Origin of the sequence: Sphingomonas sp. (assembly GCF_965227385.1) — a bacterium.
Lineage (GTDB): Bacteria > Pseudomonadota > Alphaproteobacteria > Sphingomonadales > Sphingomonadaceae > Sphingomonas.
The window spans coordinates 3583021-3607382 of the sequence record NZ_OZ245750.1 but is presented as its reverse complement, the minus strand read 5'-3'; the positions used below and the strand labels follow the sequence as shown (position 1 = coordinate 3607382).

Genomic DNA, 24362 nt, shown 5'->3' with positions numbered 1-24362 from the left:
CAGCCCCTTTGCGTCAACCGATCCCGAACGTCCAGCCCTCCGTGCGCGCAATTGCGTCGGTCATCGCCGCGGGAGCCCAGAGCGCGGGCGCGTCCGCCGCCCGTCGCAGCCATGCGGCCGTCAGCAGCGCGTCGGTCGCATGGTCGCTGTAGCGTGCGATCGGCGCATGCGGCTGCGACCCGAGCGCCGCCAGCGCGGCGTCCAGCGATGCCGCGTCGCGCAGCTTGGATCGTCCCTTCCGCGCACCGGCCGCGCGCGCGGCGATGGCGGTGTAGATCTCGACGATACACGCACCGCGGTCGGGCAGGGGGTCGAACGGCCACACCGGCACCCGCCCATTCAGCTGGTGGAGCAGCCGCATCCCCGCAAAGCTTGCCTTGGCCACCTGCGCCGCGCCGATCGCGTCGAATACCGTCGATGGCTTGGTGCTGCCGTCATGCGCGATCTCGCACGCGCGCCAGTGCAGGAAATCCGCCTTCGCCCCGTCGGCCGCGCCCAGATAGAAATGCGTCCCGCGCCGCGCATCGATGAACCCCGCCGCTCCCAGGTCGGGATCGTCGCTCGCGGCATCGACATGCGCCCATAGCGCGCGGGCATCGTCGCCCTGCGTCTCCCCGGGCAGATGCGCGCCGCGCGCGATGAACGGCGCCGAAAAGCTGAAGTCGAACCCGATCAGTATCGGCGCGTCGGCGTGCCGCAAGACCCACTCCAGCACCTCGCGTCGCGCCCACGCCCGGTTGGGCGTCGGGATCAGCACCGGTGCTGCATCTCCCCGCTCGCACTGCGCGACCGCGATGCCGGGATGCCGAACGCCCTTCGCGCCCGACCAGTCGATGGCGGCAAAGCGGGTGAAATGATGGGGCGACAACACGATTGCGCCGGCTCAGCCCGGCGTCTCGATCCCCGCGAGCACCGCCAGCCGAATCGCCTCGGCAAAGCTCGCCACGTCGAGCTTGAGCATGATCCGCGCGCGATGCGATTCGACCGTCCGCACGCTCAGCCCCAGCTTCTCGGCGACTTCGCGGTTGGTCATCCCGTCGACCAGCAGGGCCAGGATCTCGACCTCGCGCTCGCTCAACGTCTCCAGTCGGTCGCGGTCGCGGTCGGACTGGCGTTCCTCAGCCAGATTGCGGTCGAGCAGGTCGAACGCGATCTTGAGCGGGCCGAGCAGCTTTTCGAGGGTAAAGGGCTTTTCGATGAAATCGATCGCGCCACGCTTGAGCGCTTCGACCGCCGAGGTGATCTGCCCCTGTCCCGACACGATAATTGCGGGGAAACGGCGGTGGTCGAACGCGCGCAACGCCTCATTGCCGGACAGGCCGGGCATGTTCAGGTCGAGCAGGACCACCCCCGGGGCGGCGCCGTCGCGGGCAGCGCCCAGAAAACGCTCGGCCGAATCCCATGTACTGACTGACACCCCCGGCAATGTCGCCACCAGGCTGGAAATCACATCGCGGGCAAGATCGTCGTCGTCTACGACATGGATGGTTCTGGACATTTTCATTCGCTGTTTGGCACAGGAACCGGCCTGATAACCGGAATGCTCCGCAAGTCTATATGATCGTGTAACGATACTACTCAACTTGAAGCATTGTGGGAACTTGTTTCGATCATCGCCAGCAGCGCTTGTGCAAGAATCATGCGTTCGTCGGGTAACGCATCGATCATCCCCCGTTCGGTTTCGCGCGCCTTTTCACCCAGTCGGGTATCCCCGAAATGCCCGGCGGTGCCGGCCAGCTTGTGGATATCGGACAGCAGCGCGGCGATCGTCTGCGCGTCGTCGGCCGCGATCGAGTCGAATCTGCGGAGCGTTTCGGCCAGCGCCGCGCGGCGTTCGGCATAGCGCGCCGCCAGCGAGGGCGGGGTCGGCTCGGTGGCGGTGGCGGTGGCGTGGGGCGGCGTCGTTGGCACCGATCGCACCGGCGTGGCACCGGGACGCCGGCGCGCCCAGGTGGCGATCGCGGCCTCCAGTGCCTCGCGCCGCACCGGCTTGGCCAGATGCGCCTGCATCCCGGCCGCGAAACAGGCGTCGATGTCGCTTTGATAGACGTTCGCCGACAGCGCGACGATCGGCAGCAGCTCGGCGTCGAACCCCATGCTGCGCAACCGCCGCGTGGCGCCGATGCCGTCCAGAACGGGCATCTGGATATCCATCAGGACCAAGTCATACGGTATGTCATCGCGCGCCGCCGTTTCGGCCCGCGCTACCGCCTCTGCACCGTTGCCGACCACGTCAAGCTTCAGGCCAAGGCGCGCGCCCGTGGCGCGGATCAGCGCCTGGTTGATCTCGTTGTCTTCGGCCAGCAGCACCCGGATCGCTGTCGGCGCCGCTTCATCGTCCGCGCTGCCTACCTGCGGCTGGTCGGGCGGCGCGGACCCCTCCGCCAGGGCGGCGGGAATGCAGGGCAGGGTGAAGTGAAAGTTGCTGCCTTCATCCACCCGGCTTTGCACTTTCAGGCTTCCGCCCATGAGCCGCACGAGCGAGCTGGAAATGGTCAGGCCAAGCCCGGTCCCCGACCCGGCGGCACGCGTCAGTGGATTGAGCTGGACGAAAGACTGGAAGATGTCGTTCACGCGGTCGGCGGGGATACCGGGGCCGGAATCGACGACGGCAAACCGCATTTGCTCGCCGACCCGATTGATCTGCAGCCGCACGAACCCCTGTTCGGTGAACTTGACCGCATTGCCGAGCAGGTTGAGCAGAACCTGGCGCAGCCGCAGCTTGTCGCCGCGCACCACCGGCGGGAGCCGGGGATCGATCTGGACCTCCAGCCACACGTCGCGGCGGCGCACGCTGGGCATCAGCATGCGGATCGCCGAATTGGCCAGTTCCTCGAGCACCACGGGTTCGTCGGCGAGCTCCAGATGTCCGGCCTCGATCTTCGACAGATCGAGCACATCGTTGAGCAGCGCCATCATGTTCGTCCCGGATTCGATAATGATCTGGGCATAGTTGCGCTGTTCGGTGGCGAGCTTCGATTCGAGCAGCAATTCGGCAAAGCCGATCACGCCGTTCATCGGCGTGCGGATTTCATGGCTGAGATTGGCCAGGAACGTGCCGCGCGCTCGCGCCTCGTGCTGCGCTGCGTCGCGCGCTTTCAGCAGCTGCTCGCGCACCCGCGTTTCATTGGTGACGTCCTGGATCACGCCGAACAGTGCGCTGGGCTTGCCATCCGGGCGCTGTTCGGTGCGGCCGAGATAGGACAGGTAGCGCGTCTCGCCATCATCGTCCCGGGTGATCCGCACGCGGAGGTTGAACGGGTGGTGGTCGCGTACCGCCGCCAGCATCGCCTGCCAGGTCTGGTCGCGGTCCTCGGTGTGAAGATAGGCGAGCGCTTCGTCCCGCGTGATCGGTCGGGCCGGGTCGCGGCCATGGATGCGATAGACTTCGTCCGACCAGAGCAAGGTGCCGGCGGCGATGTCGTATCGCCAATGGCCGACATGCGTTGTCGCCTCGGTCATCAGCAACAGGCGGTTCGCCTCCGACAGTTCGGCCGTGGCGCGCTCCACCTCGCGCGTTACCACCGCCTCGCGTCGCGCTACCACCGCCAGCACGGCGGCCAGGGCTAGGTTGATGGTCAGGCCGGTGAGCAGGACCAGCAGCGGCTCTTTGCTGCGGGTGCGCTCTTCGAACGCGGCGGTGCTGCGCCATTCGAGCGACCAGACACGGCCCGCGACCTTGATCTGTCGCGACGTGACGAAGGCCGGCTGATGCATCGCGCCGGGCTCGCCGGATCGGGTATCGTACACCGTCACCCAGTTGTTCGCCTGATCGCGCGCGCGGATCGACAGCTCGAAATCGTCGCCCTGGTTTGGCGACAGACCGCTGAAGAAGCGCTGGGCGGTAAACGGATGATAGACCCATCCGATCAGCGTGCGACGGCGCTCTGCGACGGTGCGGGGTGGTTCGGTCGCCGCATAGACCGGCCGCAGGATCGTGAAGCCGGTGCCGGGCCCACGATACTGAACGAATTCAAGCGGGCGGGTCACCACCGCCGCCCCGCTGTCGCGGGCCTGATCGGCCGCCTCGCGCCGTTTGGCATCGAACGTGATGTCCATGCCCAGAACGAAGCGGTTGCGCTCAAGTGGATAGATATAGGTGACGACATAATGGTCGCCCTCCGCCGGGGCGCGCTCGATGCGATCGATCGCCAGCCCGTTGCTCCGGGCGGCGGCCTGGAATGTGGCTACCTCCGCGCGGGGAACGCGGCGGATGAACCCGATGTCGCGAACGCCGCGGTTGCTGCGCTCGATGTCGATCACCTTGGCAAAGGCGACCCATTCGCTCCACGTCACCCGCTCGCCGGCGGTGAACAGCGCGGATGCAGCGTCCAGGCTTTGCGCGGCGCGGTTCAGTCGCTCGTGCAGCGCCTGCTCGTTTTCCGCAGTCAGCATCGCAAAGCTGGCACGGCTGCTGCCATATACCCGCTCGCGCACGTTGATCCACGCGAACATGGTCAGCGCCAGACCCAGGCCGCATCCCAGCGCGATATAGCCGAACAAGCCGCGGATCGTCGCGCCACGCCACAGCGCCTGAAAGCGCCGATGTCGGCCGATCGTCGCAAAGGGGGCGACCGTCAGGATGCCGAGGATGTCGCCCAGCGCCCAGGTCGCCAGGCTGCCCGGCACGCGCTCGATCGGAACGTCGCGCAGCGCCATCAGCGCGAGGTGTCCGATCGACGCGGATACCAGCGCGGGGATCAATATTCCCAACCCGATCGCTGCGGCGACATGCCGTGCGCGGGTCAGTTCGATATGACCGCCGAAGCGGCGGCGCAGCAGGACATCGGCGGTCAGGGCCTGAAGCGTCGCACCGAACGCAGTCCAGACCGCCAGACCGCCCGCGCGCAGCATCCCCGACCCCACCGACATGCCCAGGATCGTGTTGAGCAACAGCGAAGCCAGAAACACCGCCGGAAGCAGCCAGCGCCCGTACAGCAGCACCGCCCCGACCGCCACGCCGGACGGCAGCCACAACATGGTGACATTGTCCGGCGGAACCGCGAGCTGCCGCGCCACCCATCCGCTTGCGACGAACGTCAGGATCAGGATCAGCGCGACCCGAACGCGCGCGATCGGCGACAGGGGTGCCGCGCCCGCCCGATCGTCGGACAGCCATTGGTCAGCAGAAGGGACGTCGCGCGCGGGCTCCACAACGCAGTCTATAGCAAGTCGCGCGACCAATGCATCCGTCGCGTTACCCGGTTGCGGACCGCGCGTCGCGCCCGCACCGGTTGCGCGCTGAAGTTTTCGAACCGTGATGGAAATTTGGTCGGGGCGACAGGATTCGAACCTGCGACCCCCACACCCCCAGTGTGATGCGCTACCAGGCTGCGCTACGCCCCGACCGAAGGCAGGCCCTCTAGGCGGCTGTCGCCGGGGATGCAAGGGGGTTCGGTTGGGGGTGCCCCGATCGGGCGACAGTTGCACCCGCGCAACACAAGTGGTAGCTCGCGCCGCTTGAACCGGGGAGCATCGCTCCCCACCATTCAGGCCCAACCTACTGGCCCCGGGAACCCCATGATCATCACCCCAGCATTTGCACAGGCCGCGGGCAGCGCGGCGGCTCCGTCTAGCGGCGCAGCGTCGTTCCTGTCGATCGCCCCGCTCGTCCTCATCTTCGTCGCCTTCTACTTCCTGATGATTCGCCCGCAGCAAAAGCGGATGAAGACGCTGCAGGCGTCGATCGCGTCGATGAAGAAGAACGATACGGTCGTGACTGCGGGCGGCCTGGTCGGCAAGGTGGTGTCGGTCGACGACGTATACGCCAATGTCGAAATCGCGCCGACCGTGAAGGTCAAGGTGGTCAAGGCCACCATCGTCGAGGTTCAGCCGCTCGGCGGCAAACCCGCGAACGACTGACGCCATGCTCGATTTTCCCAAGTGGAAGGTGTGGGCGGTCTGGCTCAGCATCGCGGTCTGCCTGTTGCTGGCGATCCCCAGCTTCGTGCCCGAAAGCGCGCGGGAACGCTGGCCGTCCTGGATCCCGCAGCCGTCGATCAACCTCGGCCTCGATCTCGCCGGCGGCAGCTCCATCCTGCTCGAAGCGGATGTAGACGATCTCGCCCGCACCCGCCTCGCGGCCAAGCGCGACGAGATCGAGACCGAGTTCCGTCGGCAGGATCCGCGGATCGACATCGGCGACATTTCGACCCGCGACGACCGCATCAGCTTCATGGTGCGCAACGTGGCGCAGGTCGATGCCGCGCGCGAACGCCTGCTTCAGCTGACCGGCAGCGGCGTTGGCATGTCCGGCCAGCGCGAATGGACGATCGAGGTGCGCGACGGCACCCGCTTCATCGTCAGCCAGACCGGTGCCGGGCTTGATCAGGCGGTGACGCAGGCGATGGCCGACGCGCGCGAGGTCGTTGACCGGCGCATCAACGCGCTTGGCACGCTCGAACCGACGATCATTCTGCAGGGCCGCAACCGCATCCTCGTCGAAGTGCCGGGGGTCAAGGATCCCGAGGCGCTGAAGCGTACGATCGGCAAGACCGCGCGGCTTGAGTTCAAGCTTGTCGATACCACCGCCAATCCGGCTGAGATTGCCGCCGGGCGCCCGCCGATCGGCAGCGAAATCGCCGCCTATCCGACCGCACCGGGCGGATTGCCCTATGTCGCCTATCCGACCAGGGAGGGCGACGTCGCCAAGATCGCGCTCAAGCGCCAGATCATCGTCGGCGGCGATCAGCTTATCGATGCCAAGCAGGAGTTCGACCAGGATCAGCGCGTCGTGGTCGGCTTCACCTTCGATACGCAGGGCGGCCGTCGCTTTGCGCAGGCGACCCAGACCAATACCGGCAAGCCGTTCGCGATCATCGTCGACGGCCAGGTCATCTCCGCCCCCAACATCAACGAACCGATCCTCGGCGGTCGCGGCCAGATTTCGGGCGGGTTCACCGTCGAAAGCGCCAACGAACTTGCCATCGCACTGCGCTCGGGCAAGCTGCCGGTTGCGCTCAAGGTGGTCGAGGAGCGCACGGTTTCGGCCGAGCTCGGTCAGGAATCGATCGAAAAGGGCATCCTCGCCGGCATCGTCGGCACGCTCGCGCTGATCGCCTTCATGCTGTTCACCTATCTGCGCTTCGGGGTCTACACCGCGGCCGCGCTGTTGGTGAACGCGGTCATGGTGCTGGGCGTCATGGCGTTCTTCGGCGCAACGCTGACCTTGCCGGGCATCGCCGGGTTCGTGCTGACCATCGGTGCCGCGGTCGACGCCAACGTGCTGATCAACGAACGCATCCGTGAGGAGCAGCGCATCCGTGGCCGCGCCGCGATCGCCTCGGTCGAATTCGGCTACAAGGAGGCAAGCCGCGCGATCTTCGACGCCAACATCACGAACGTCATCTCGGCGGCGATCATGTTCCTGTTCGGCACCGGCCCGATCCGCGGGTTCGCGGTCGTGCTTGCCATCGGCATCGTCACCTCGGTGTTCACCGGCGTCACCTTCACGCGTCTGCTCGTTGCCGATTATCTGAAGCGCAACCGTCCCAAGACGATCAATATTTAAGGCCGCCCAGATATGCGCCCTCTCAAGCTTGTTCCCGACAACACCAACATCCCGTTCCTCAAATGGCGGAACGTGGCGATGGCGCTGTCATTGTTGCTGATCATCGGCTCGATCGTGCTGTGCTTCGTCAAGGGGTTCAACCTCGGCATCGATTTCGTCGGGGGGCAGCAGACCCGCGTGACATTCAGCCAGCCGGTCGATGTCGAAACTCTGCGCCAGCGGGTCGAAGGACTCGGCTATGGCGAGGCGACGATCCAGCGCAGCGGCTCGACGAACGAATATTCGGTCCGTACCCCGCTGCCCGAGGGTGGCGAGGAAGCCGCGAACAAGGCGGCTTCGGCGATCCGCGCGACGATCCAGCAGGGCTATCCCGGCGCCCAGGTCGAAGGCGCGCAGAGCGTGTCGGGCAAGGTGTCGGAAGAGCTGTTCCGCAACGGCGCGATCAGCCTGACGCTCGCGATGATCGCCATCGCGCTCTATGTGTGGTTCCGCTTCGAATGGCAGTTCGGTGTCGGCGCACTGTTTGCGCTGTTCCACGACGTCGCGCTGACGCTCGGCTTTTTCGCGCTGACCCAGCTTGAGTTCGACCTCAACATCGTCGCGGCGATTCTCACGATCATCGGCTACTCGCTGAACGACACCATCGTCGTCTATGACCGCATTCGCGAGAATATGCGCAAATACCGCAAGATGGAGATGGGGGAGCTGCTCGATCTGTCGATCAACGAAACGCTCTCGCGCACCGTCGTGACCTCGCTCTCGATCGGCATCGTGCTTACCGTGCTGCTCGTGCTCGGTCCGGAAGTCATTTTCGGCTTCACCGCCGCGATGCTGCTCGGCATCGTCATCGGCACCTTCTCGTCGGTCTATGTCTCGGCGGCGATCCTGCTGTGGCTGCGGCTCAAGCCCGACAGCTTCCTGCCCAAGGAAGTCGCGGGGCCGAAGGGCGCGGAGCGCACTGCGTCGATCGACTTCAAGGACATGCCCTGATGCGGGTCGACCGGACCCGGATCGAGGGGCCGGTCGTCTCGGGGTTCAGCGGGCGCGGGTTCCGCGTCGACGATGGCGTGTATGAAGGGCTGTTGCTGACCCCGACCCGTGCCGATGGCTGGTCGCCGCCGCCGCTCGACGCGCTGACTGCCGACGATCTCGCGCCATTGCTGGCGATGAACCCGCTGCCGGAGTTTCTGATTCTCGGCACGGGCACCATCCTGCGCCGCCCGCCGCGCGCGCTGGAGGCAGTGTTGCCGTTCGGGATCGAACCGATGGACAGTCGCGCCGCCGCGCGCCTGTGGGGCGTGCTGCGCGCCGAACTGCGCGGCGTCGCCGCAGCGCTCTATCCGCTCGACTAAGAGGCCGCTCGACTAAGGGTTGGCGAGCGTCCAGGCGGTACGGATCTGTCCGGTGAAGATCGGGGCGAAACTGCGCAATTCGGTGCTCGCCGCGCGGTCATAGTCCGCATGCCACCCCTGAGCGGTCAGCGCTTCGCCAGCCGCCGCGCGATACAATGTCCGCGCTTCACCGGTACGCGCGCCATCTTCCGCAATGACGCTGGCGAGACTCCATGCGCCGATCACGCGATCGCGGTCGCCGCTGGGCAGCATTGCCAGCTTGATGGCGAGCGCGCGGCGATACAGGGCCTCTGCCTCCGCCCGCCGCCCCAGCGCCCGCTCCGCCGCCGCCAGCCCGTTGAGGCTATTGGCCGTGTCCGGGTGCATCTCGCCGAGCAACTTCACGCGAACGCTCAGCGCCATGCGCAGCGCCATCGCCGCATCGAACAGCAACCGACGGCGCAACGTCGCGTCGACTGGCTCCGTGCCGCCTGTGGCCGGGGCGCTGACCGGCGGGAGCGGCGACAGCACAGCCTGGCGCAGGGTAAAGCTGCGCCGAAACCCCGCCTGCACGCTGGTCGCGCCCGCCATGCGCACCAGATGAGAGCCCAGATTGTTCAGCGCGACGGCAAATTCGGCCTCCGCCGTCGGCCCCAGCCGCTGCAGCGTCGCCGCCGCCTCGCGATACAGCGCATAGCCGTCCTCGTGGCGCCCCATCGCCGCGAGGATGCCGGCGCGGTTGCCCTGCGCACGCGCAAGGTTGAGCCGCGCGTCCGGGCCGGCAGCGGTCAGGATCGTCACGGCGCTTGCCGACAGCGCCTCCGCCTCGTCCAGCCGTCCGGCATCTGCCGCAAGGCCCGCCAACTGGCTCAGGCTGCGCGCAACCACTGGATGCGCCGTGCCATGCCGCGCCAGCCGGATTTCGAACGCACGCCGGTAGAGCGGCTCCGCCTCACGCGGACGCGCCTGCTTCGCCAGATTGTCCGCCAATCGCTCCGCCGCATCGGCCAGCGCATCGCTCGGCTTGCCCCCAGCGTCGCTGACCGCGCGCCGCAGGATCGGTTCAGCCTCGCGGTACCGACCGGCATCCTCGAGCACGCGCGCAGGGTCGGGCGGCGCCGCCTGACTGAGCAATAACAGGGCGAGGGCAGGGGCGAGCGCCATGCGCCAACCTTGCGCGCCACGGGCTGACGCGCAACCGACAGTTGCTGACAGCGCGGTCGTGCGCGCGATGGTTCCCATACCCGATCTTCCAATTGCGCTCGAACTCATGCATATCCTCGCACAAAGAGGGGAGAGGATCATGCTGACTGCCGCCATTGCGCTCGCCGCCGCGCAAACCGCCGCACCCGCGCCCGCAGACTATCGCGATATGGCCAATTGGTTGTGCCGACCGGGTCGCGAGGATAGCTGCACCGTCAATCTCGACGCGACGGTTGTCGCACCCGACGGATCGCGGACGATCGAGAAATTCACTGCGTCAGCAAACCCGAAGTTCGATTGCTTCTACGTCTATCCCACCGTCTCGACCGATCAGACCCCGAATAGCGACCTCAGCATCGATGCTGCCGAGCGCCGTGTCGCGATGATTCAGGCCGCCCGTTTCCGCAGCGTGTGCCGCGTCTATGCACCAATGTACCGTCAGGTAACGCTCAAGGCGCTGCAGGCGGTGATGGCGGGGCAGACGTCGGGCGCCGATCCCGTGCTCGGCTATCGCGACGTCCAGGCCGCGTTCGACGACTATATGAAGCACGACAATCAGGGTCGCGGCGTCATCCTGATCGGCCATAGCCAGGGCGCGCGGATGCTGTCCCAGCTGCTCGAACGCGAATTCGACGGGAAGCCGGCTGCGATGAAGCCGATCATCTCGGCGATGCCGATCGGCTTCAATCTCGACGTCGCGTCGGGCCAGCGCACCGGCACGCTCAAGACGATCCCGACCTGCGCCAGCGCGACCGATATCGGCTGCGTCGTCACCTATGTCAGCTTCCGCGCGACCGTGCCGCCGCCCGCCAGGTCGCGCTTCGCCCGCTCGACCACGCCGGGGATGCAGGTCGCCTGCACCAATCCGGCGGCGCTCGGCGGCGGCAGCGCGCCGCTAGACGCCTATCTGCCGACCGGCTCGCTGCTCGGCACCGCCTCCGCCTTTGTCTGGAGCAAGGACGGGCCACCAGTCACGACCAACTTCGTCAAGCTGCCCGGCCTGATCTCCGGCGCGTGCGTGGTCAAGGACGGCGCGAGCTATTTCGAAGCGACGCTCAACGCCGACCCTTCTGATGCGCGTACCGACACGATCCCCGGCGACGTGATGGTCGGCCCGCAGCGGCTCGACGATTGGGGCCTGCACCTGATCGACATGAACCTGGCGATGGGCGATCTGGTAAAGCTCGCGGAGACGCAATACGCGGCGTGGGCGAAGAAGCAGCGCTAGCGCCCGACCAGCCCCGCAAGATGCGCGTAGAGCGCGTCGCGGTTCGCCTCCCAGGTAAACCCCGCCGCGCCCGCGCGCACCGCATCGGGCGGGGGCGGGGCGGCGAGCAGCGCGCCGATGGCTTCGGCAAAGGCCGCCGCGGTCCTTGCCACGATCCGCCCATGGGCCGGTGCGGTCACCAGTTCGCGCGCGCCGCCGGCGTCGGGGATCACCACCGGCGTCCCGCTCGCCAGCGCCTCGACCCACGCATTGGCCAGGCCCTCGGACGACGACGCCAGCGCCATGACGTCCGCCGCCGCCAGCAATCCCGGCAGTTCGCCATGCGCCACGCTGCCCAGCAGCGTCACCCGGTCGCCGACACCCAGCCGCGCGATCTGCGCCGCCAGCTTCGGCCGCTCCGGCCCTTCTCCCGCGATCATCAGCCGCACGCCGGGCAGCGCCGCGACCGCCTCGATCACGATCTCATGCCCCTTGCGCGGGATCAGCGCGCCGACACTGGCGACCAGCGGACCGTGGACATCCAGCGCCGCTTTGGCCGCTGCCCGGTCGCGCGGTGCAAAACGGTCGAGATCCACACCGGTGCGATGCACGCGGATCTTCGCGCCATCCATGCCCAGTGCCACCATGTCATCGCGCATCGATGCCGCGACTGCCAGCAGCCCGTCGGCACGCCGCCCGGCGTCCAGGACCTGGGCGGCGGTTGCCGGTGCGCGTCCCCAATGATGGATATCGGCTCCGCGCGCCTTGATCGAAACCGGCACGCCAAAGGAGCGGCCCAGCGCGACCGCAGCGACGCCATCGGGAAAAAAGAAGCTCGCATCGATCACATCGAACGGGAAATCGCGCCGGATCGCGCGCAACAGCGGCTTGATCCGTGTCGCCAGCATGGCGGCATGGAATCGTCCGCCGGTCCCCGGCAGATTGGCAAAGCGCGGACGCCATGTCTCGACGCCCTTCCACGTCTCGTGCCGGGGGAGGACGGCCAGCGCCGCATAATGCCCCATGCGGGATAGCGGCCAGGGCGGCAGCCCAAGCGGGGCCACCAGCTTCAATGCGACACCGGGATGCGCCGCCAGGCCCAGCGTCTGCCGCTCGACGAAAACGCCGAAATTGGGCCGCGAGGCATCGGGAAAGAGCGACGACAGAGTGAGCACGCGGAGCATTGCTCCGACGCACTACACCCTTTGCGTTAACGTTGCGAAACCGCGATCAGCGGCAGCGCACTTCACCCTTGTCGACTGCAGAGCCGATCGCCGCGCCACCGGCGGCACCGATGATCGTGCCCAGCGTCTTCGACCCGCCCGGAGCAATGATGTTGCCGAGCACGCCGCCGGCGATTCCGCCGACGATCAGCCCGGCACTTCCGTCGCTACGGCGGCAATAATAACGCCCGTCGCGGCCGACATAGACATTGTCGCCACGGCTCAGCCGCCGCTCTTCATAGCTGCCGTCGCGATAATAGCGGGCAGCATCCCAGTCGCTGGCACCGGCATAGCCCGGGCGATCATAGCCATATTGGCTGCAGGCACCGGTCAGCGCCATGGCGCCTGCGCTCAGCGCGATCATGCCGGTGCGAAGTGAAAAATTCATTGGGCATCTCCCTGTCCACGATGCCCCCCGCCGATGTTGTGCCAACGAAACGGGGCGCGGAAATATCCCGCGCCCCGCATCATTTCGACTGATGGGCCGATGTTATCGGCAACGCTTGCCGCTGCGCTCAATCTCACGACCCGCCACTGCGCCTGCAGCAGCGCCCAGCAGCGTGCCAACCGTGCGGTCGCCTCGGGTATCGATCGTCCGACCGACCAGCGCGCCGGCGACGCCGCCGATCACCAATCCGGTCGTGCCATCGGGCTTGCGGCAATAGCGGCGGCCGTCACGGCCGTTCCACTCGCGATAGCTATAGCGCTTCTTCTTCGAATGCGCCTGCGCGTCGCTCGACGTCAGCGGCAGCATCGCCGTCGCGGGGACGGCCAGCGAAGCGGCGCCCAGCGCCAGCATCAGGTTACGCATATCAATTACTCCATCTTCCTGAACTCTCGGAATAGAACGCCGGGCTTCTGGCCGGGGTTTCATGAACGTCACATTTCGGGCAGTTCATGCCCCATGCAGGAAGCCAGATCCCTCATCGACCGCCTCGGCCTCACCCCCCATCCGGAGGGGGGCTGGTACAAGGAAACATGGCGTTCTCAAGCACTTGACCCCAGCGCGCGGTCGCCGGGAACGGCGATCCTGTTTCTGCTGGAGCAGGGTCAGAAGTCACATTGGCACCGTGTCGATGCCGATGAACTGTGGTTGTGGCACGCCGGGTCGCCGCTCGATCTGATGATTGCCGACGCGGCCGATGCCAATCCGGTGACGATCGCGCTTGGCGGCGACGTGCTCGGCGGCTACCAGCCGCAGGCGCGCGTCCCGACCAGTCGCTGGCAGGCGGCGGATGCGCATCGCGGCTGGGCGCTGGTCAGCTGCATCGTTGTCCCCGGGTTCGACTTTGCCGGGTTTGAACTCGCTCCGCCTGCCTGGTCCCCGACCTGCTGAATTGCTTCCCGTGATTCACGTTATCCACAGATCGTAACCGTCGATCGCTACTTCGCCCGACTCGAAAACCGTGACAGCATCATCGGGCAGGCAGATGAGGCCGCAGCGGGAAACCAAAGCGAAATCAAATGTTTGTCACGGTCTGAACCATGCAGGTGCCTTCGGGAAACCGCATGATCGGGACGGGGACGCCACCCCGGGAAACCGTGAAGGCGATGTTCGCATCGGCTTTGCGCGAACGGAACGGACAGGCGTCCAATGGCATCCCAGGGCTTCGTGCCGGGGATGACAGGCGGACGGGCAGGGGCCGGTGCCTTCGGGCAGCGGGCCAAACCGGAAGCCATGGACGCAAAGCCCGTCTTCGGACCGGGTGGAGCGGGTTGCACCGGACGGGCGGCGCCTTCGGGCAAGGCCGGGACGATGTAGCCACAGCCGCGACGGAACCGGAAGCCTTAGGGCAACGGAACCGACGCGAGGTGATCGAACGAAACGACCCTTCGGGGATGGTGTCGATCGATGACCGGACCGCGATGCCGGAGCGCCGCAAGGCGGAAAGGGATCGCAAGGACATCGAGGCGGGAACGCGGCTCTTCGGAACCGCCCCCGTCCCGGTGACCGCCCAGCGGGCGCATCGCGACCGCTGGAGCGCAGGGTTCCGCAGTCCCTTGCCGGAAGCGGAACACTGCCTGCCGCCGCCGCGGCGCGCCCGTCTCCCGGATGGGCAAGCGAGCGGATGGCGACACCGGAGGGCTGGCGGAAACGTCGGCCCTCTTTTGGTTTCGAGGAAACGCGGGCCGCGCCACTCCTCTTCCCCATGATTCCGCTTGTGGGAGAGGGCGACGCCCCAACTTCATCGTCACCCCGGCCCCCGTGCCGGGGTCCACTTCTCCGCACATCCGGCGCTCCAGCGTCTTGCTCCGAGCCCGTCTCCCGGTGGACCCCGGAACAAGTCCGGGGTGACCAGAAGAGTGTGGACGTGATCCAACGAGTAGCTAAACCTTCGGTGCGATGGCCGTCGACTCCCTGCACCTCGCGCTCGCCGCCTGCATGTTCCTCGGCGCGCTGCTCTATTCCACCGTCGGCCACGGTGGCGCGTCGTCCTATATCGCGCTGATGGCGTTGTTCAGCGTGCCGGTCGCGACGATGCGGCCGACCGCGCTGGTCCTCAACCTGATCGTCGCGACCCTGGGATCGATCCGCTACGCCGGCGCCGGACTATTCCGCTGGCGCACGCTCTGGCCGTTCCTGGTCGGCGCGATTCCCGCCGCGTTCGTCGGCGGTATGATCCACGTCCCCCCCGAACTCTACCGTCCGGCGATGGGCGCGGTCCTGCTTTTCTCCGCCGCCCGCATGCTGTGGCCACGCGAATTGAAGGCCGAGCGGGAGTGGCACGATCCCCCGCTGTGGCTCGCGATCCTCGCCGGGATCGGCCTTGGCCTGCTCGCCGGCCTCACGGGCACCGGCGGCGGTATCTTCCTTTCGCCGCTGCTGCTGTTCCTCGCCTGGTCCGCGCCCAAGCCGGCGTCGGGCGTCGTGGCGGTGTTCATCCTCGCCAACTCCGCCGCCGGCCTCGCCGGAAACCTTGCCTCGGTCGGCAGCCTGCCGCCCGAACTCCCGCTCTATGCGGTCGCGGTGCTCGCGGGCGCAGTGGTCGGCACCACGCTCGGCATCAAGCTACCGCAAAAGTGGATCCTGCGCGCCCTTGGCCTCGTCCTGCTGGTCGCCAGCGCGAAGCTGTTCGGGGTCTATTGAGCTGGCCCCACGTAGTCACCCCGGCCTTGTGCCGGGGTCCACCGTGCCGCACATCCAGCGCTAGAGCTTCACGTTCCGCGCGCGCCGCGAAGTGGGCCCCGGCACAAGGCCGGGGTGACGCGTGAGATTAGCGGCAGCAACTTATCGATGGAAAGCCTCAGCCCCCCACCGCCTTCTTCAGCTTGTCGAAGAACCCGGTCGAGATCGGGCATTCCTCGCCCGTTTCCAGCGCGCGGAACTGTTCCAGCAGCGCGCGCTGTTCGCCCGACAGCTTGGTCGGGATCTCGACCTCGATCCGCACGACCAGGTCGCCGCGACCGCGTCCCTGCAGCACGGGCATGCCCGCGCCGCGCTGGCGCACCTCGCGTCCGCTCTGTGTGCCGGGATGCAGGTGGATCTTGTGCACCTCGCCATCGGGGCCGGGAATCTCGATCTCCCCGCCCAGCGCCGCGGTCGTGAAGCTGATCGGCGCGCGCGCGAACAGGGTCGTGCCCTCGCGCTCGAAGATCGCGTGCGGCTTGACGTGCAGGAAGATGTAGAGGTCGCCCGGAGGCGCACCGCGCGCACCGGCCTCGCCTTGACCCGCCATGCGGATGCGCGTGCCTTCGTCGACGCCCGGCGGGATGTTGACCGCCAGCGTCACCGTCTTGTCGACGCGCCCGTCGCCGCGACAGGTGCGGCACGGATCGGCAATGGTCTGGCCCGCGCCATGGCACGACGGACAGGTCCGCTCGACCACGAAAAATCCCTGCTGCGCGCGCACCTTGCCATGCCCGGCACAGGTGCCACAGCGCTTCGCCATCGTCCCCGGCGCAGCACCGGTGCCGCCGCACGGCTCGCACGGGCCGGACACGTCGATGGTGATGTCGGTCGCCTTGCCGTGAAAGGCATCTTCCAGGCTGATTTCCATGTCGTAGCGCAGGTCCGCGCCGCGCGCCTGGCGCTGTCCGCCGCCGCCGCGTCCGCCCATGAACTCGCCGAACATCGACTCAAAAATGTCGGAAAAGGCGTCGAAACCCTGCCCGCCGCCGCCGCCCATGCCCTGCGGTCCGGCATGGCCGAACCGGTCATAGGCCGCGCGCTTTTGCGGGTCCTTCAGGCAATCATAGGCTTCGTTGATCGCCTTGAACTTGGCTTCGTGCTCCTTGCACCCGCCATGCTTGTCGGGATGGCACTGGATCGCCAGCTTGCGAAACGCCGATTTGATCGTCGCATCGTCTGCATCGCGCGCAACACCGAGCAGTTCGTAATAATCTACCTGGGTGGTCATTCACTCGGCCCCCGCCCAAAAGCCGTCATGCCAGCGAAAGCTGGCATCTCGCGTCACAGGCTGCTTGCCTGAGGCCGGAGACCCCAGCTTGCGCTGGGGTGACGGTTTCGGATCATCTGATTACGCCTTGTTGTCGTCCACCTCGGAGAATTCGGCGTCGACCACGTCGTCCGCCGGCTTCTCCGCAGCCGCATCGGCCGAGGGCGACGCCTCGGACTGCTGCTGCTTCTCGTAGATCGCCTGACCCAGCTTCATCGCGACCTGCGCGAGGGCCTGGCTCTTTTCGTTCATCTGATCGGCGTTGCCGCTCTCGACCGCCGCCTTGGCCGCGTCGATCGCCGACTGGATCTCGCCCTTCAGCGCCTCGTCGACCTTGTCGCCATTTTCGGCGAGCTGGCGTTCGGTGGTGTGGATCAGCGATTCCGCATTGTTCTTCGCCTCGGCGGCGGCGCGGCGCGCCTTGTCCTCCTCGGCGAACTTCTCGGCGTCGCGCACCATCTGGTCGATGTCGCTGTCCGACAGGCCGCCGCTCGCCTGGATGCGGATCTGCTGCTCCTTGCCGGTGCCCTTGTCCTTGGCCGACACGTTGACGATGCCGTTGGCGTCGATGTCGAACGTGACCTCGATCTGCGGCACGCCGCGCGGGGCAGGGGGGATGCCGACCAGGTCGAACTGACCCAGCATCTTGTTGTCCGCCGCCATTTCGCGCTCGCCCTGGAAGACGCGGATCGTCACCGCCTGCTGATTGTCATCGGCAGTCGAATAGACCTGGCTCTTCTTGGTCGGGATCGTGGTGTTGCGGTCGATCATGCGGGTGAACACGCCGCCCAGCGTCTCGATGCCCAGCGACAGCGGGGTCACATCGAGCAGCAGCACGTCCTTGACGTCGCCCTGCAGCACGCCGGCCTGGATCGCCGCGCCGATCGCCACCACCTCATCGGGGTTGACGCCGGTGTGCGGCTCCTTGCCAAAGAACTCCTTCACGACCTGGCGCACCTTGGGCATGCGGGTCATGCCACCGACCAGCACCACTTCGTCGATCTGCGCCGACTTGACGCCGGCATCCGCCATCGCCTTGCGGCACGGGTCGAGAGTGCGGGTGATCAGATCGTCGACCAGCCGCTCCAGCTCCGCGCGCGACAGCGTCTTGACGAGGTGCTTCGGGCCGTTCTGATCGGCGGTGATGAAGGGCAGGTTGACCTCGGTCGTCTGGGCCGACGACAGCTCGATCTTCGCCTTCTCGGCCGCTTCCTTCAGACGCTGCAGCGCCAGCTTGTCCTTGGTCAGGTCGATGCCTTCGACCTTCTTGAACTCGTCGGCGAAATACTGGACCAGCTTGGAATCGAAATCCTCGCCGCCCAGGAAGGTGTCGCCATTGGTCGCCTTCACCTCGAACACGCCATCGCCGATCTCGAGGATCGAGATGTCGAACGTACCGCCGCCAAGGTCATAGACCGCGATGGTTTTGTTGTTGTCCTTGTCGAGGCCATAGGCCAGCGCCGCCGCGGTCGGCTCGTTGATGATGCGCAGCACTTCGAGGCCCGCGATCTTGCCGGCGTCCTTGGTCGCCTGGCGCTGCGCGTCGTTGAAGTAAGCCGGGACGGTGATCACCGCCTGCGTCACGGTCTCGCCGAGATAGCTTTCGGCGGTTTCCTTCATCTTCTGCAGGATGAAGGCCGAGATCTGCGACGGCGAATAATCCTCGCCACCCGCCTTGACCCATGCGTCGCCGTTCGAACCCTTCACGATCGTGTAGGGGACCAGCTCGGTGTCCTTCTTGGTGATGGGATCGTCATAGCGGCGGCCGATCAGGCGCTTCACCGCGAAGACGGTGTTGTCGGGGTTCGTGACCGCCTGGCGCTTGGCCGGCTGGCCGATCAGTCGCTCGCCGTCCTTGGCAAACGCGACGATGGACGGCGTCGTGCGCGCGCCCTCTGCATTCTCGATCACCTTGGGCTTGCCGCCCTCCATCACTGCCACGCAGCTGTTGGTCGTGCCGAGATCGATTCCGATAACTTTACCCATGAGTCCTCTAAGGCCCCCGTCTGCTAAATCATGTTAAACCAGTGCGTTACCGCGCCCCTAAAGCGGCAACGCGGCCATCACTAGGCGGGATATAGGCGCGGCGCGCCTTGTCGCAAGACCATGGCGCTCTTAGGAATTTCCCGAAGGTTCCCGAATCGGGAGAAGGAGTTTCGAATATGCGGTCTCTGGTGGCGGTAATGGCGGCGGCGGTGGCACTGGCCGGATGCGAACAGGCGCAGCTCGGCGTGGAGGACGCATGGGTCCGCCTGCCCGCGGTGTCGAGCCGTCCGGGCGCAGCCTATTTCACGGTGAAGGGCGGGGCGGACGCAACCAGCCTGCTCGCGGTTTCCTCGCCCGCCGCCGTGCGCACCGAACTGCACGAAATGAAGCATGAAGGCGGCATGATGACGATGTCCCCGCTCAAGGACGTCGCGATCCCCGCCGGCGCCACCATCAAGTTCGAGCCGGGTGGGAAGCATGTCATGCTCTATGACCTGTCCCCCGAACTGCGGGCGGGCGGCAAGATCCCGCTGCGCCTCGCCTTCGCCAATGGCAAGACGGTCGAGGTCGAGGCCGAACTGCGCGCGCCGGGCCAGGAAAAGTAAGACTGGGGCGGGCGGCGGCGCGGGAGCGATGGCGTCCCCGCCGCGTTGAACCGCCATGTCCCTCGAAGATCCCGCACCGCCCCCCGGCCCGCGCCAGCGCCGCATCCTGTGGCTGCTTCCGCTTGTGATCATCGCCATCGTCGCGGTGATCTTTGTCGGCATGAACTTGAGCCACCTGCGTCAAACCGAGCGCGGCGAGGCCGTCGGCAACGAATCCGGCGTGCCGGGTCCGGTGAATTTGGCGCGGTGATCCTCCCCCTTGCGGGGGAGGATTGGAAACTCAAAAATCGACCGAAAGCGACGCGCGCACCGTACGCGGCGCACCCTGCAACAGCGACTGGTTGAACGCGTCATAGGCCGATGCCCAGTACCGCGCATTGGCGACGTTATCGACTCCGACCCGCAACGTTAGCGGCTTGTCGCCCGCCGCAAAGACATAGCGCGCGCCGACATCGACCCGGGTCCAGTCGTCCAGCTCCAGCGTGTTGGCGATGTTGACCGCCTGCGGCCCGGTATGCACCACACGCCCGGTCAGCGTCAGGCCGGGAACGAACGCCATGTCCCATTCGGCGTTCAGGTTCGCGGTATATTCCGGCACGCCCTGCGCGCGATTGCCCTCGTTCGCGCCGCCCAGCGTCTCGCGCAGCTTCGCGTCGACCACCGTGCCGCCACCGATCAGGCGCAGCCCGGGCGCAACCTCACCGGCGAAGCTCAGTTCGATCCCGCGATTGCGCTGCTTGCCGAACAGGCCATAGACCTGGCTGGTGCCGGTGCCGGTCGGCACCGCATAAGCGGTCGGCAGGTCGATCTGGAACACCGCCAGGCTGGCATCGAACCCGCCGATGCGCACCTTGCCGCCGACCTCATATTGCACCGACTTGGTCGGCGCGAGCACCGCGCCCGAATTGACCAGCAGCGGGTCGATCGGCGCGGTCGGGCCCTGCTGCAGCCCCTCGATCCGGTTGGCAAACAGCGACACGCCGGCAACCGGCTTCACCACCACGCCAACCACCGGGGTCACTGCGCTTTCGTCGTAGGTGGTGTCGAGCAGCCCGCCATTATAGGCATTATACGCCTTGACGCGGATCGACTGGAGCCGGAGGCCGCCGGTCACCAACAGGCGGTTGTCAAACAGGCCAAGCGTGTCGGACGCATAGACGCTCCACAACCGGGTGCGGCTGATGGGGAAGGGATCGTCCAGATCGCCGCCGACCAGGGTGGAGGCGGGGATCGCCGCAAGCGTCGGACTGTACAGATTGGTCGCAAACCCCGCGAACCCGGGGCCATAGAGGAAGTCGAACGCATTGCGGTTCACCTGCCACGCGATGTTGCCGCCCAGGTTGAACTCATGCGTCACCGCCTGACCCAGCTTGACGCGCAGCCCGGCCTCGATCGCCTCGTTATTGTCGGTCCGGGGCACGTACAGCGCATTGCCATTCGCCGCGCCGGTGGTGGCGTTCTGGATGGTGATCCCGCCATAAATGCCCTCTTCCATGCCGTCGCGCGCACCGGCGCTGGCATAGAACATCGCATTGTCGGCCACGTCATATTCGATCCGCGCCACGCCGAACACGTCGCGCATGTCGGTATAGGTCCAGGGCTGGGCATAGTTGGCGTCTGCTTCCGGCACGCGCGGGACGACGGTGGTGCCGACCGTCACCTTGGGGCGCAGCCCGTCCACCTCGACCCGCTGATAGCCCAGGTCCAGCGACGCGCGCACCCGCTCGCCGCGCCAGTCGAACGCCGCGCCCAGCACGGCGGTGCGGCGGAACTCGCCCTCGACCGCCACGTCACCGCTGCGGAACGCGCCGTTGACCCGCACCCCGAACGACCCGTCGCCAAAGCGGCGCGCAACGTCGAAGCTGCCGCCGAAATGCTGGTCGCCGATATAGCTGGCGGTGACGCGGGTGAGGTCGCGCCCGGCGCGCTTCAGCTGCAGGTTGACGCTGCCGCCGATCCCCGACCCGCCCGGCGCCGCGCCGTTCAGGAATGCTGATGCGCCGTTCAGCACCTGCACGCTCTCGAACAATTCGGGCGCGACCAGCTGGCGCGGCGCAATCCCGTACAGGCCGTTCAGGCCGACATCGTCGCCGAACAGCTGGAAGCCGCGGATCACGAACTGCTCCGACGCATTGCCAAAGCCATAGGTGGTGCGGATCGTCGGATCATTCTCCAGCAGCGCGCCCAGCGTCAGTGGCTGCTGGTTGAGGATCAGCGCCTCATTATACGACCGCACCGTGAACGGCACGTCCTCGGCCTTCTTGGTGCCCAGCGCGCCCAGATCGCCTTCGCTGGTCACCGCACTCGCATTCTCGCGCTGGGCCTGGATGACGACCTCGTCATCCTGCGCCAGGGCAGGGGTGGCGATCGCGGCGAGCGACACAGTGGCAAGGATCAGGCGCTTCATTTGTCTATCCAATTGTCTAGGGTTCAGGAACGGCGCAGCCAGCTGCGCAGGAAAATCAGGACAGGAAGGGCGAGCAGCAGCGACGCGGCCGCATCGCGCCAGCCATCGCCGGTGAGACCAAGGATCAGCCCAGCGAGGCTCGCGACGAGCAACATGGCGGGGACGGCGAGGACGCTGGCCGCGCGCTGCGGACCGATGCGGCGCGACGCATTCACGATGCCGCTCCGGCATGGACGATCTCGTCGACCGCGCGCTCTGTGCCGCGCGCGCCCTTGCCCAGCCATAGCTGCAGCCCGCTCCACAGCACCCAGATCGTCGCCAGCGTCAGCATCGCCCACAGGATCTTGAGCGCGATCCCGCCATAATCGCCAAAGTGCAGCGGCTTGGACAGCATCAGCGCCTGGCTCAGCGCCGGCATCGTCGCGGTGTCGGCCAGCTTCGCCGTCTCGGCATCGACCAAAGCCGGGGTCAGCACATGGCTGGTCAGCGGCGTGTCGCCTTGAAAGAAGATCGCATAGTGCCGCCCGCTGCTCCACCCGCCGCCGGGAAAGCCGATGAACTGTGGTGACACGCCCGGCAGCGCCGCCTGCGCCGCCGCCATCGCGGCATCGACCGATGCGTAGTCGGCGGGCGCGACCGGCCGGTCGCCGCCATGCGCCGCGACCATCTCCTTGAGCTGCCCTTCGCGCCAGCTCGCGGTCAGCGGATCGGCAAAGGCGTTGATCACGCCCGTCACCCCGACCACCAGCGCCCAGCCCAGCGTCACCACGCCCAGCAAATTATGCGTATCGAGCCGGCGCACCCGCTTGCTCCGCGTCCTGCGCAGCGTTCCGAACCGCAACCGCCGCATGAACGGGACATAGAGGACGCCGCCGGAAAGGATCGCGAGCACGAACAGCGTCCCCATCACGCCAAGGAACAACATCCCCGGCAGCCCCAGGAACATGTCGGTATGCAGCTTCAGCAGGAAGTGCATCACGCCTTCCTCGCGGATCTCGCCCGCGCTCGCGCCCGTGGTGCGGTTGTAGGAGAACAGCCGCATCTGCGCTTCCGGCGCATCCGGGCTCGGCCCGGTCGTGACGGTCAGGATCGGATTGTCATGGCTGAACCCGACGAATAGCGGCACCCCGCCGCCGCCCTCGGCCACCGCCTTGGCGATCAGCGTGTCGAGCGGCACGCCGCCCTGTGCCGACGGCATGCCCTGCATCGCCGCCGCCGCATCATGCTCGGTCAGCGCCTCGATCTCGTCGTGGAAGATCAGCGGCAGCCCGGTGACGCACAGCATCAGCAGGAATGCAGTGCACACGATGCTCGACCACTTATGGATCAGGAACCAGGCCTTGATCGTCGAGCGGGACACGGCGTGCGGCTTTCCTCGGCAAATAACGTTACGCCGCGCGCCTACCTCGCTTCACCGGGGCAGTCAATGCGAGGCATTCGCATTTGCAATCGCTACACGCTCCGCCACGTCCCCGGCGCAACCCCGTCCAGCGTCCACTCCCCGACGCGCCAGCGCACCAGCCGCAGCGTCGGGTATCCCACCGCCGCGGTCATCCGCCGTACCTGCCGGTTACGCCCCTCGGTAATCGTCAGCGCGATCCAGCAATCTGGCACCGTCTTGCGGAACCGCACCGGCGGATCGCGCGGCCAGATCGCTGGGGGATCGATCCGCTCGGCCTGCGCCGGGCGCGTCATCCCGTCCTTCAGCCGCACGCCCGTGCGCAGCGCCGCCAGCGCCGCGTCGTCCAGCTCCCCCTCGACCTGCGCCCAATAGGTTTTTGGCATCTTGTGCTTCGGGTCCGCAATCCGCGCCTGCAGCCGCCCGTCATCGGTCAGCAGCAACAACCCCTCGCTGTCCCGGTCCAGCCGCCCGGCGGGATACACCCCCGGCACGTCGATATAATCGGCCAGCGTCGGATGCCCGCTGCCCTCATCGGTGAATTGCGACAGCACGCCCCACGGCTTGTTGAACAGGATCAGCATGGGGAGGGGGTCTAGACAGAACCCCTCCTGCAATCCACCTCAGCCACGATGACTCATCGCCGCCCCCTCACGCCTGGAGAGATCGCGCTCGCCCGCAGCGTCTTCGGCGACGCGATCGACTATGCCGCCGCCGCGGTATCCAACCGCAAATGGATCTTCTTCCAGCCGCGTAACGTGACGATGGCGCCGCTGGGCTGCATCCATTTCCATCCCGGGGGCCATGCCTATCGGGAGGATTTTTCGACCGCGTCGCTCGGCCTCCAGGCGCATTTCATCCATGAGATGACGCATGTGTGGCAGCATCAGCGGGGCATTTTCCTCCCCCTGCGCCGCCATCCGTTCTGCCGCTATGATTACGCGATCAAGCCCGGCTGGACGCTCGAGCGCTACGGGATCGAGCAGCAGGCGGAGATCGTCGCCCACGCCTTCCTCCTCGCGCGCGGCGCTCCCGTGCCCGGATCGCCGTCGCGCGAGGTGTTTCGCGCCATCCTGCCCTTTACGCCGGCCTGA

23 protein-coding genes and 1 tRNA gene are annotated in these 24362 nt (G+C 66.9%); 10 read left to right on the top strand and 14 right to left on the bottom strand.

Going from position 1 to position 24362, the window contains the following annotated elements:
* Nucleotides 1–13: 13 nt before the first annotated feature.
* The 4 genes from ACO05N_RS17670 to ACO05N_RS17655 form a co-directional block, all read right to left on the bottom strand.
* Nucleotides 14–868 (bottom strand): hypothetical protein, encoded by an 855-nt coding sequence (locus ACO05N_RS17670; RefSeq protein ID WP_422058776.1) that lies wholly within the window; start codon nt 866–868, stop codon nt 14–16.
* Nucleotides 869–883: 15 nt separating this feature from the next.
* Entirely contained in the window at nt 884–1504 is a 621-nt protein-coding gene (locus ACO05N_RS17665) for a response regulator transcription factor (RefSeq protein ID WP_422058296.1), read from the bottom strand.
* A 74-nt stretch (nt 1505–1578) separates the two neighbouring features.
* On the bottom strand, nt 1579–5154 hold the full coding sequence (locus tag ACO05N_RS17660; RefSeq protein WP_422058295.1) for a CHASE domain-containing protein: 3576 nt from the start codon (nt 5152–5154) through the stop codon (nt 1579–1581).
* Nucleotides 5155–5269: 115 nt separating this feature from the next.
* A tRNA-Pro gene (locus tag ACO05N_RS17655) sits at nt 5270–5346 on the bottom strand.
* Between the two features lie 174 nt (nt 5347–5520).
* Between ACO05N_RS17655 and yajC the strand changes: the two genes are divergently transcribed.
* The 4 genes from yajC to ACO05N_RS17635 are packed head-to-tail and all read left to right on the top strand — an operon-like array spanning nt 5521 to nt 8862.
* Nucleotides 5521–5862, top strand: coding sequence for a preprotein translocase subunit YajC (gene yajC, locus ACO05N_RS17650; protein ID WP_422058294.1), 342 nt, complete (start codon nt 5521–5523; stop codon nt 5860–5862).
* A 4-nt stretch (nt 5863–5866) separates the two neighbouring features.
* Nucleotides 5867–7510, top strand: a complete 1644-nt coding sequence (gene secD / locus ACO05N_RS17645) for a protein translocase subunit SecD (protein WP_422058293.1) — start codon at nt 5867–5869, stop codon at nt 7508–7510.
* A gap of 12 nt (nt 7511–7522) precedes the next feature.
* On the top strand, nt 7523–8500 hold the full coding sequence (secF, locus tag ACO05N_RS17640) for a protein translocase subunit SecF (protein ID WP_422058292.1): 978 nt from the start codon (nt 7523–7525) through the stop codon (nt 8498–8500).
* Nucleotides 8500–8862: an MTH938/NDUFAF3 family protein gene (locus ACO05N_RS17635; RefSeq protein WP_422058291.1), complete on the top strand. Its 363-nt coding sequence runs from the start codon at nt 8500–8502 to the stop codon at nt 8860–8862. Before secF ends, ACO05N_RS17635 begins: the two co-directional genes overlap by 1 nt.
* Nucleotides 8863–8874: 12 nt before the next feature.
* Here ACO05N_RS17635 and ACO05N_RS17630 read toward each other — a convergent pair whose 3' ends face one another.
* Nucleotides 8875–10005: a tetratricopeptide repeat protein gene (locus ACO05N_RS17630; RefSeq protein ID WP_422058290.1), complete on the bottom strand. Its 1131-nt coding sequence runs from the start codon at nt 10003–10005 to the stop codon at nt 8875–8877.
* A 139-nt stretch (nt 10006–10144) separates the two neighbouring features.
* Between ACO05N_RS17630 and ACO05N_RS17625 the strand changes: the two genes are divergently transcribed.
* Nucleotides 10145–11272, top strand: a complete 1128-nt coding sequence (locus ACO05N_RS17625) for a DUF3089 domain-containing protein (RefSeq protein ID WP_422058289.1) — start codon at nt 10145–10147, stop codon at nt 11270–11272.
* Here ACO05N_RS17625 and ACO05N_RS17620 read toward each other — a convergent pair.
* The 3 genes from ACO05N_RS17620 to ACO05N_RS17610 all read right to left on the bottom strand — a co-directional run bounded on the left by ACO05N_RS17620 (nt 11269) and on the right by ACO05N_RS17610 (nt 13285).
* Nucleotides 11269–12435, bottom strand: coding sequence for a glycosyltransferase (locus ACO05N_RS17620; RefSeq protein ID WP_422058288.1), 1167 nt, complete (start codon nt 12433–12435; stop codon nt 11269–11271). The genes ACO05N_RS17625 and ACO05N_RS17620 overlap by 4 nt on opposite strands.
* A 46-nt stretch (nt 12436–12481) precedes the next feature.
* Entirely contained in the window at nt 12482–12862 is a 381-nt protein-coding gene (locus tag ACO05N_RS17615) for a glycine zipper 2TM domain-containing protein (protein ID WP_422058287.1), read from the bottom strand.
* A 102-nt stretch (nt 12863–12964) separates the two neighbouring features.
* On the bottom strand, nt 12965–13285 hold the full coding sequence (locus ACO05N_RS17610) for a glycine zipper 2TM domain-containing protein (RefSeq protein ID WP_422058286.1): 321 nt from the start codon (nt 13283–13285) through the stop codon (nt 12965–12967).
* A 93-nt stretch (nt 13286–13378) separates the two neighbouring features.
* Here ACO05N_RS17610 and ACO05N_RS17605 point away from each other — a divergent pair, with 93 nt between their 5' ends.
* Nucleotides 13379–13810, top strand: coding sequence for a cupin domain-containing protein (locus tag ACO05N_RS17605; protein ID WP_422058285.1), 432 nt, complete (start codon nt 13379–13381; stop codon nt 13808–13810).
* Between the two features lie 1008 nt (nt 13811–14818).
* Nucleotides 14819–15562, top strand: coding sequence for a sulfite exporter TauE/SafE family protein (locus ACO05N_RS17600; protein WP_422058284.1), 744 nt, complete (start codon nt 14819–14821; stop codon nt 15560–15562).
* A gap of 157 nt (nt 15563–15719) precedes the next feature.
* On the opposite strand, the gene dnaJ is transcribed toward ACO05N_RS17600, so the two are convergent.
* Both dnaJ and dnaK read right to left on the bottom strand, forming a co-directional pair.
* The gene (gene dnaJ, locus ACO05N_RS17595) at nt 15720–16832 is read right to left on the bottom strand and encodes a molecular chaperone DnaJ (RefSeq protein WP_422058283.1); all 1113 of its coding nucleotides are present in this window, start codon (nt 16830–16832) and stop codon (nt 15720–15722) included.
* 120 nt (nt 16833–16952) lie between these two features.
* Nucleotides 16953–18857 (bottom strand): molecular chaperone DnaK, encoded by a 1905-nt coding sequence (gene dnaK / locus ACO05N_RS17590; protein WP_066658756.1) that lies wholly within the window; start codon nt 18855–18857, stop codon nt 16953–16955.
* A gap of 176 nt (nt 18858–19033) precedes the next feature.
* Between dnaK and ACO05N_RS17585 the strand changes: the two genes are divergently transcribed.
* Complete coding sequence (locus ACO05N_RS17585) at nt 19034–19462, top strand: copper chaperone PCu(A)C (RefSeq protein ID WP_422058282.1); 429 nt, start codon at nt 19034–19036, stop codon at nt 19460–19462.
* Between the two features lie 55 nt (nt 19463–19517).
* The gene (locus ACO05N_RS17580; RefSeq protein ID WP_422058281.1) at nt 19518–19712 is read left to right on the top strand and encodes a hypothetical protein; all 195 of its coding nucleotides are present in this window, start codon (nt 19518–19520) and stop codon (nt 19710–19712) included.
* 30 nt (nt 19713–19742) lie between these two features.
* Here the strand turns inward: ACO05N_RS17580 and ACO05N_RS17575 are convergent, their stop codons facing one another.
* The 4 genes from ACO05N_RS17575 to ACO05N_RS17560 all read right to left on the bottom strand — a co-directional run bounded on the left by ACO05N_RS17575 (nt 19743) and on the right by ACO05N_RS17560 (nt 23852).
* Nucleotides 19743–21869 carry a TonB-dependent receptor gene (locus ACO05N_RS17575; protein ID WP_422058280.1) on the bottom strand — a complete coding sequence of 709 codons (2127 nt, stop codon included), beginning with the start codon at nt 21867–21869 and terminating at the stop codon, nt 19743–19745.
* A 23-nt stretch (nt 21870–21892) separates the two neighbouring features.
* Entirely contained in the window at nt 21893–22084 is a 192-nt protein-coding gene (locus ACO05N_RS17570) for a hypothetical protein (protein WP_422058279.1), read from the bottom strand.
* Nucleotides 22081–23229 carry a PepSY-associated TM helix domain-containing protein gene (locus tag ACO05N_RS17565; RefSeq protein WP_422058278.1) on the bottom strand — a complete coding sequence of 383 codons (1149 nt, stop codon included), beginning with the start codon at nt 23227–23229 and terminating at the stop codon, nt 22081–22083. The genes ACO05N_RS17570 and ACO05N_RS17565 overlap by 4 nt, the downstream gene beginning before the upstream one ends.
* A gap of 92 nt (nt 23230–23321) precedes the next feature.
* On the bottom strand, nt 23322–23852 hold the full coding sequence (locus ACO05N_RS17560) for an rRNA large subunit pseudouridine synthase E (RefSeq protein WP_422058277.1): 531 nt from the start codon (nt 23850–23852) through the stop codon (nt 23322–23324).
* A gap of 48 nt (nt 23853–23900) precedes the next feature.
* Here ACO05N_RS17560 and ACO05N_RS17555 point away from each other — a divergent pair, with 48 nt between their 5' ends.
* Nucleotides 23901–24362 carry a vgr related protein gene (locus tag ACO05N_RS17555; protein WP_422058276.1) on the top strand — a complete coding sequence of 154 codons (462 nt, stop codon included), beginning with the start codon at nt 23901–23903 and terminating at the stop codon, nt 24360–24362.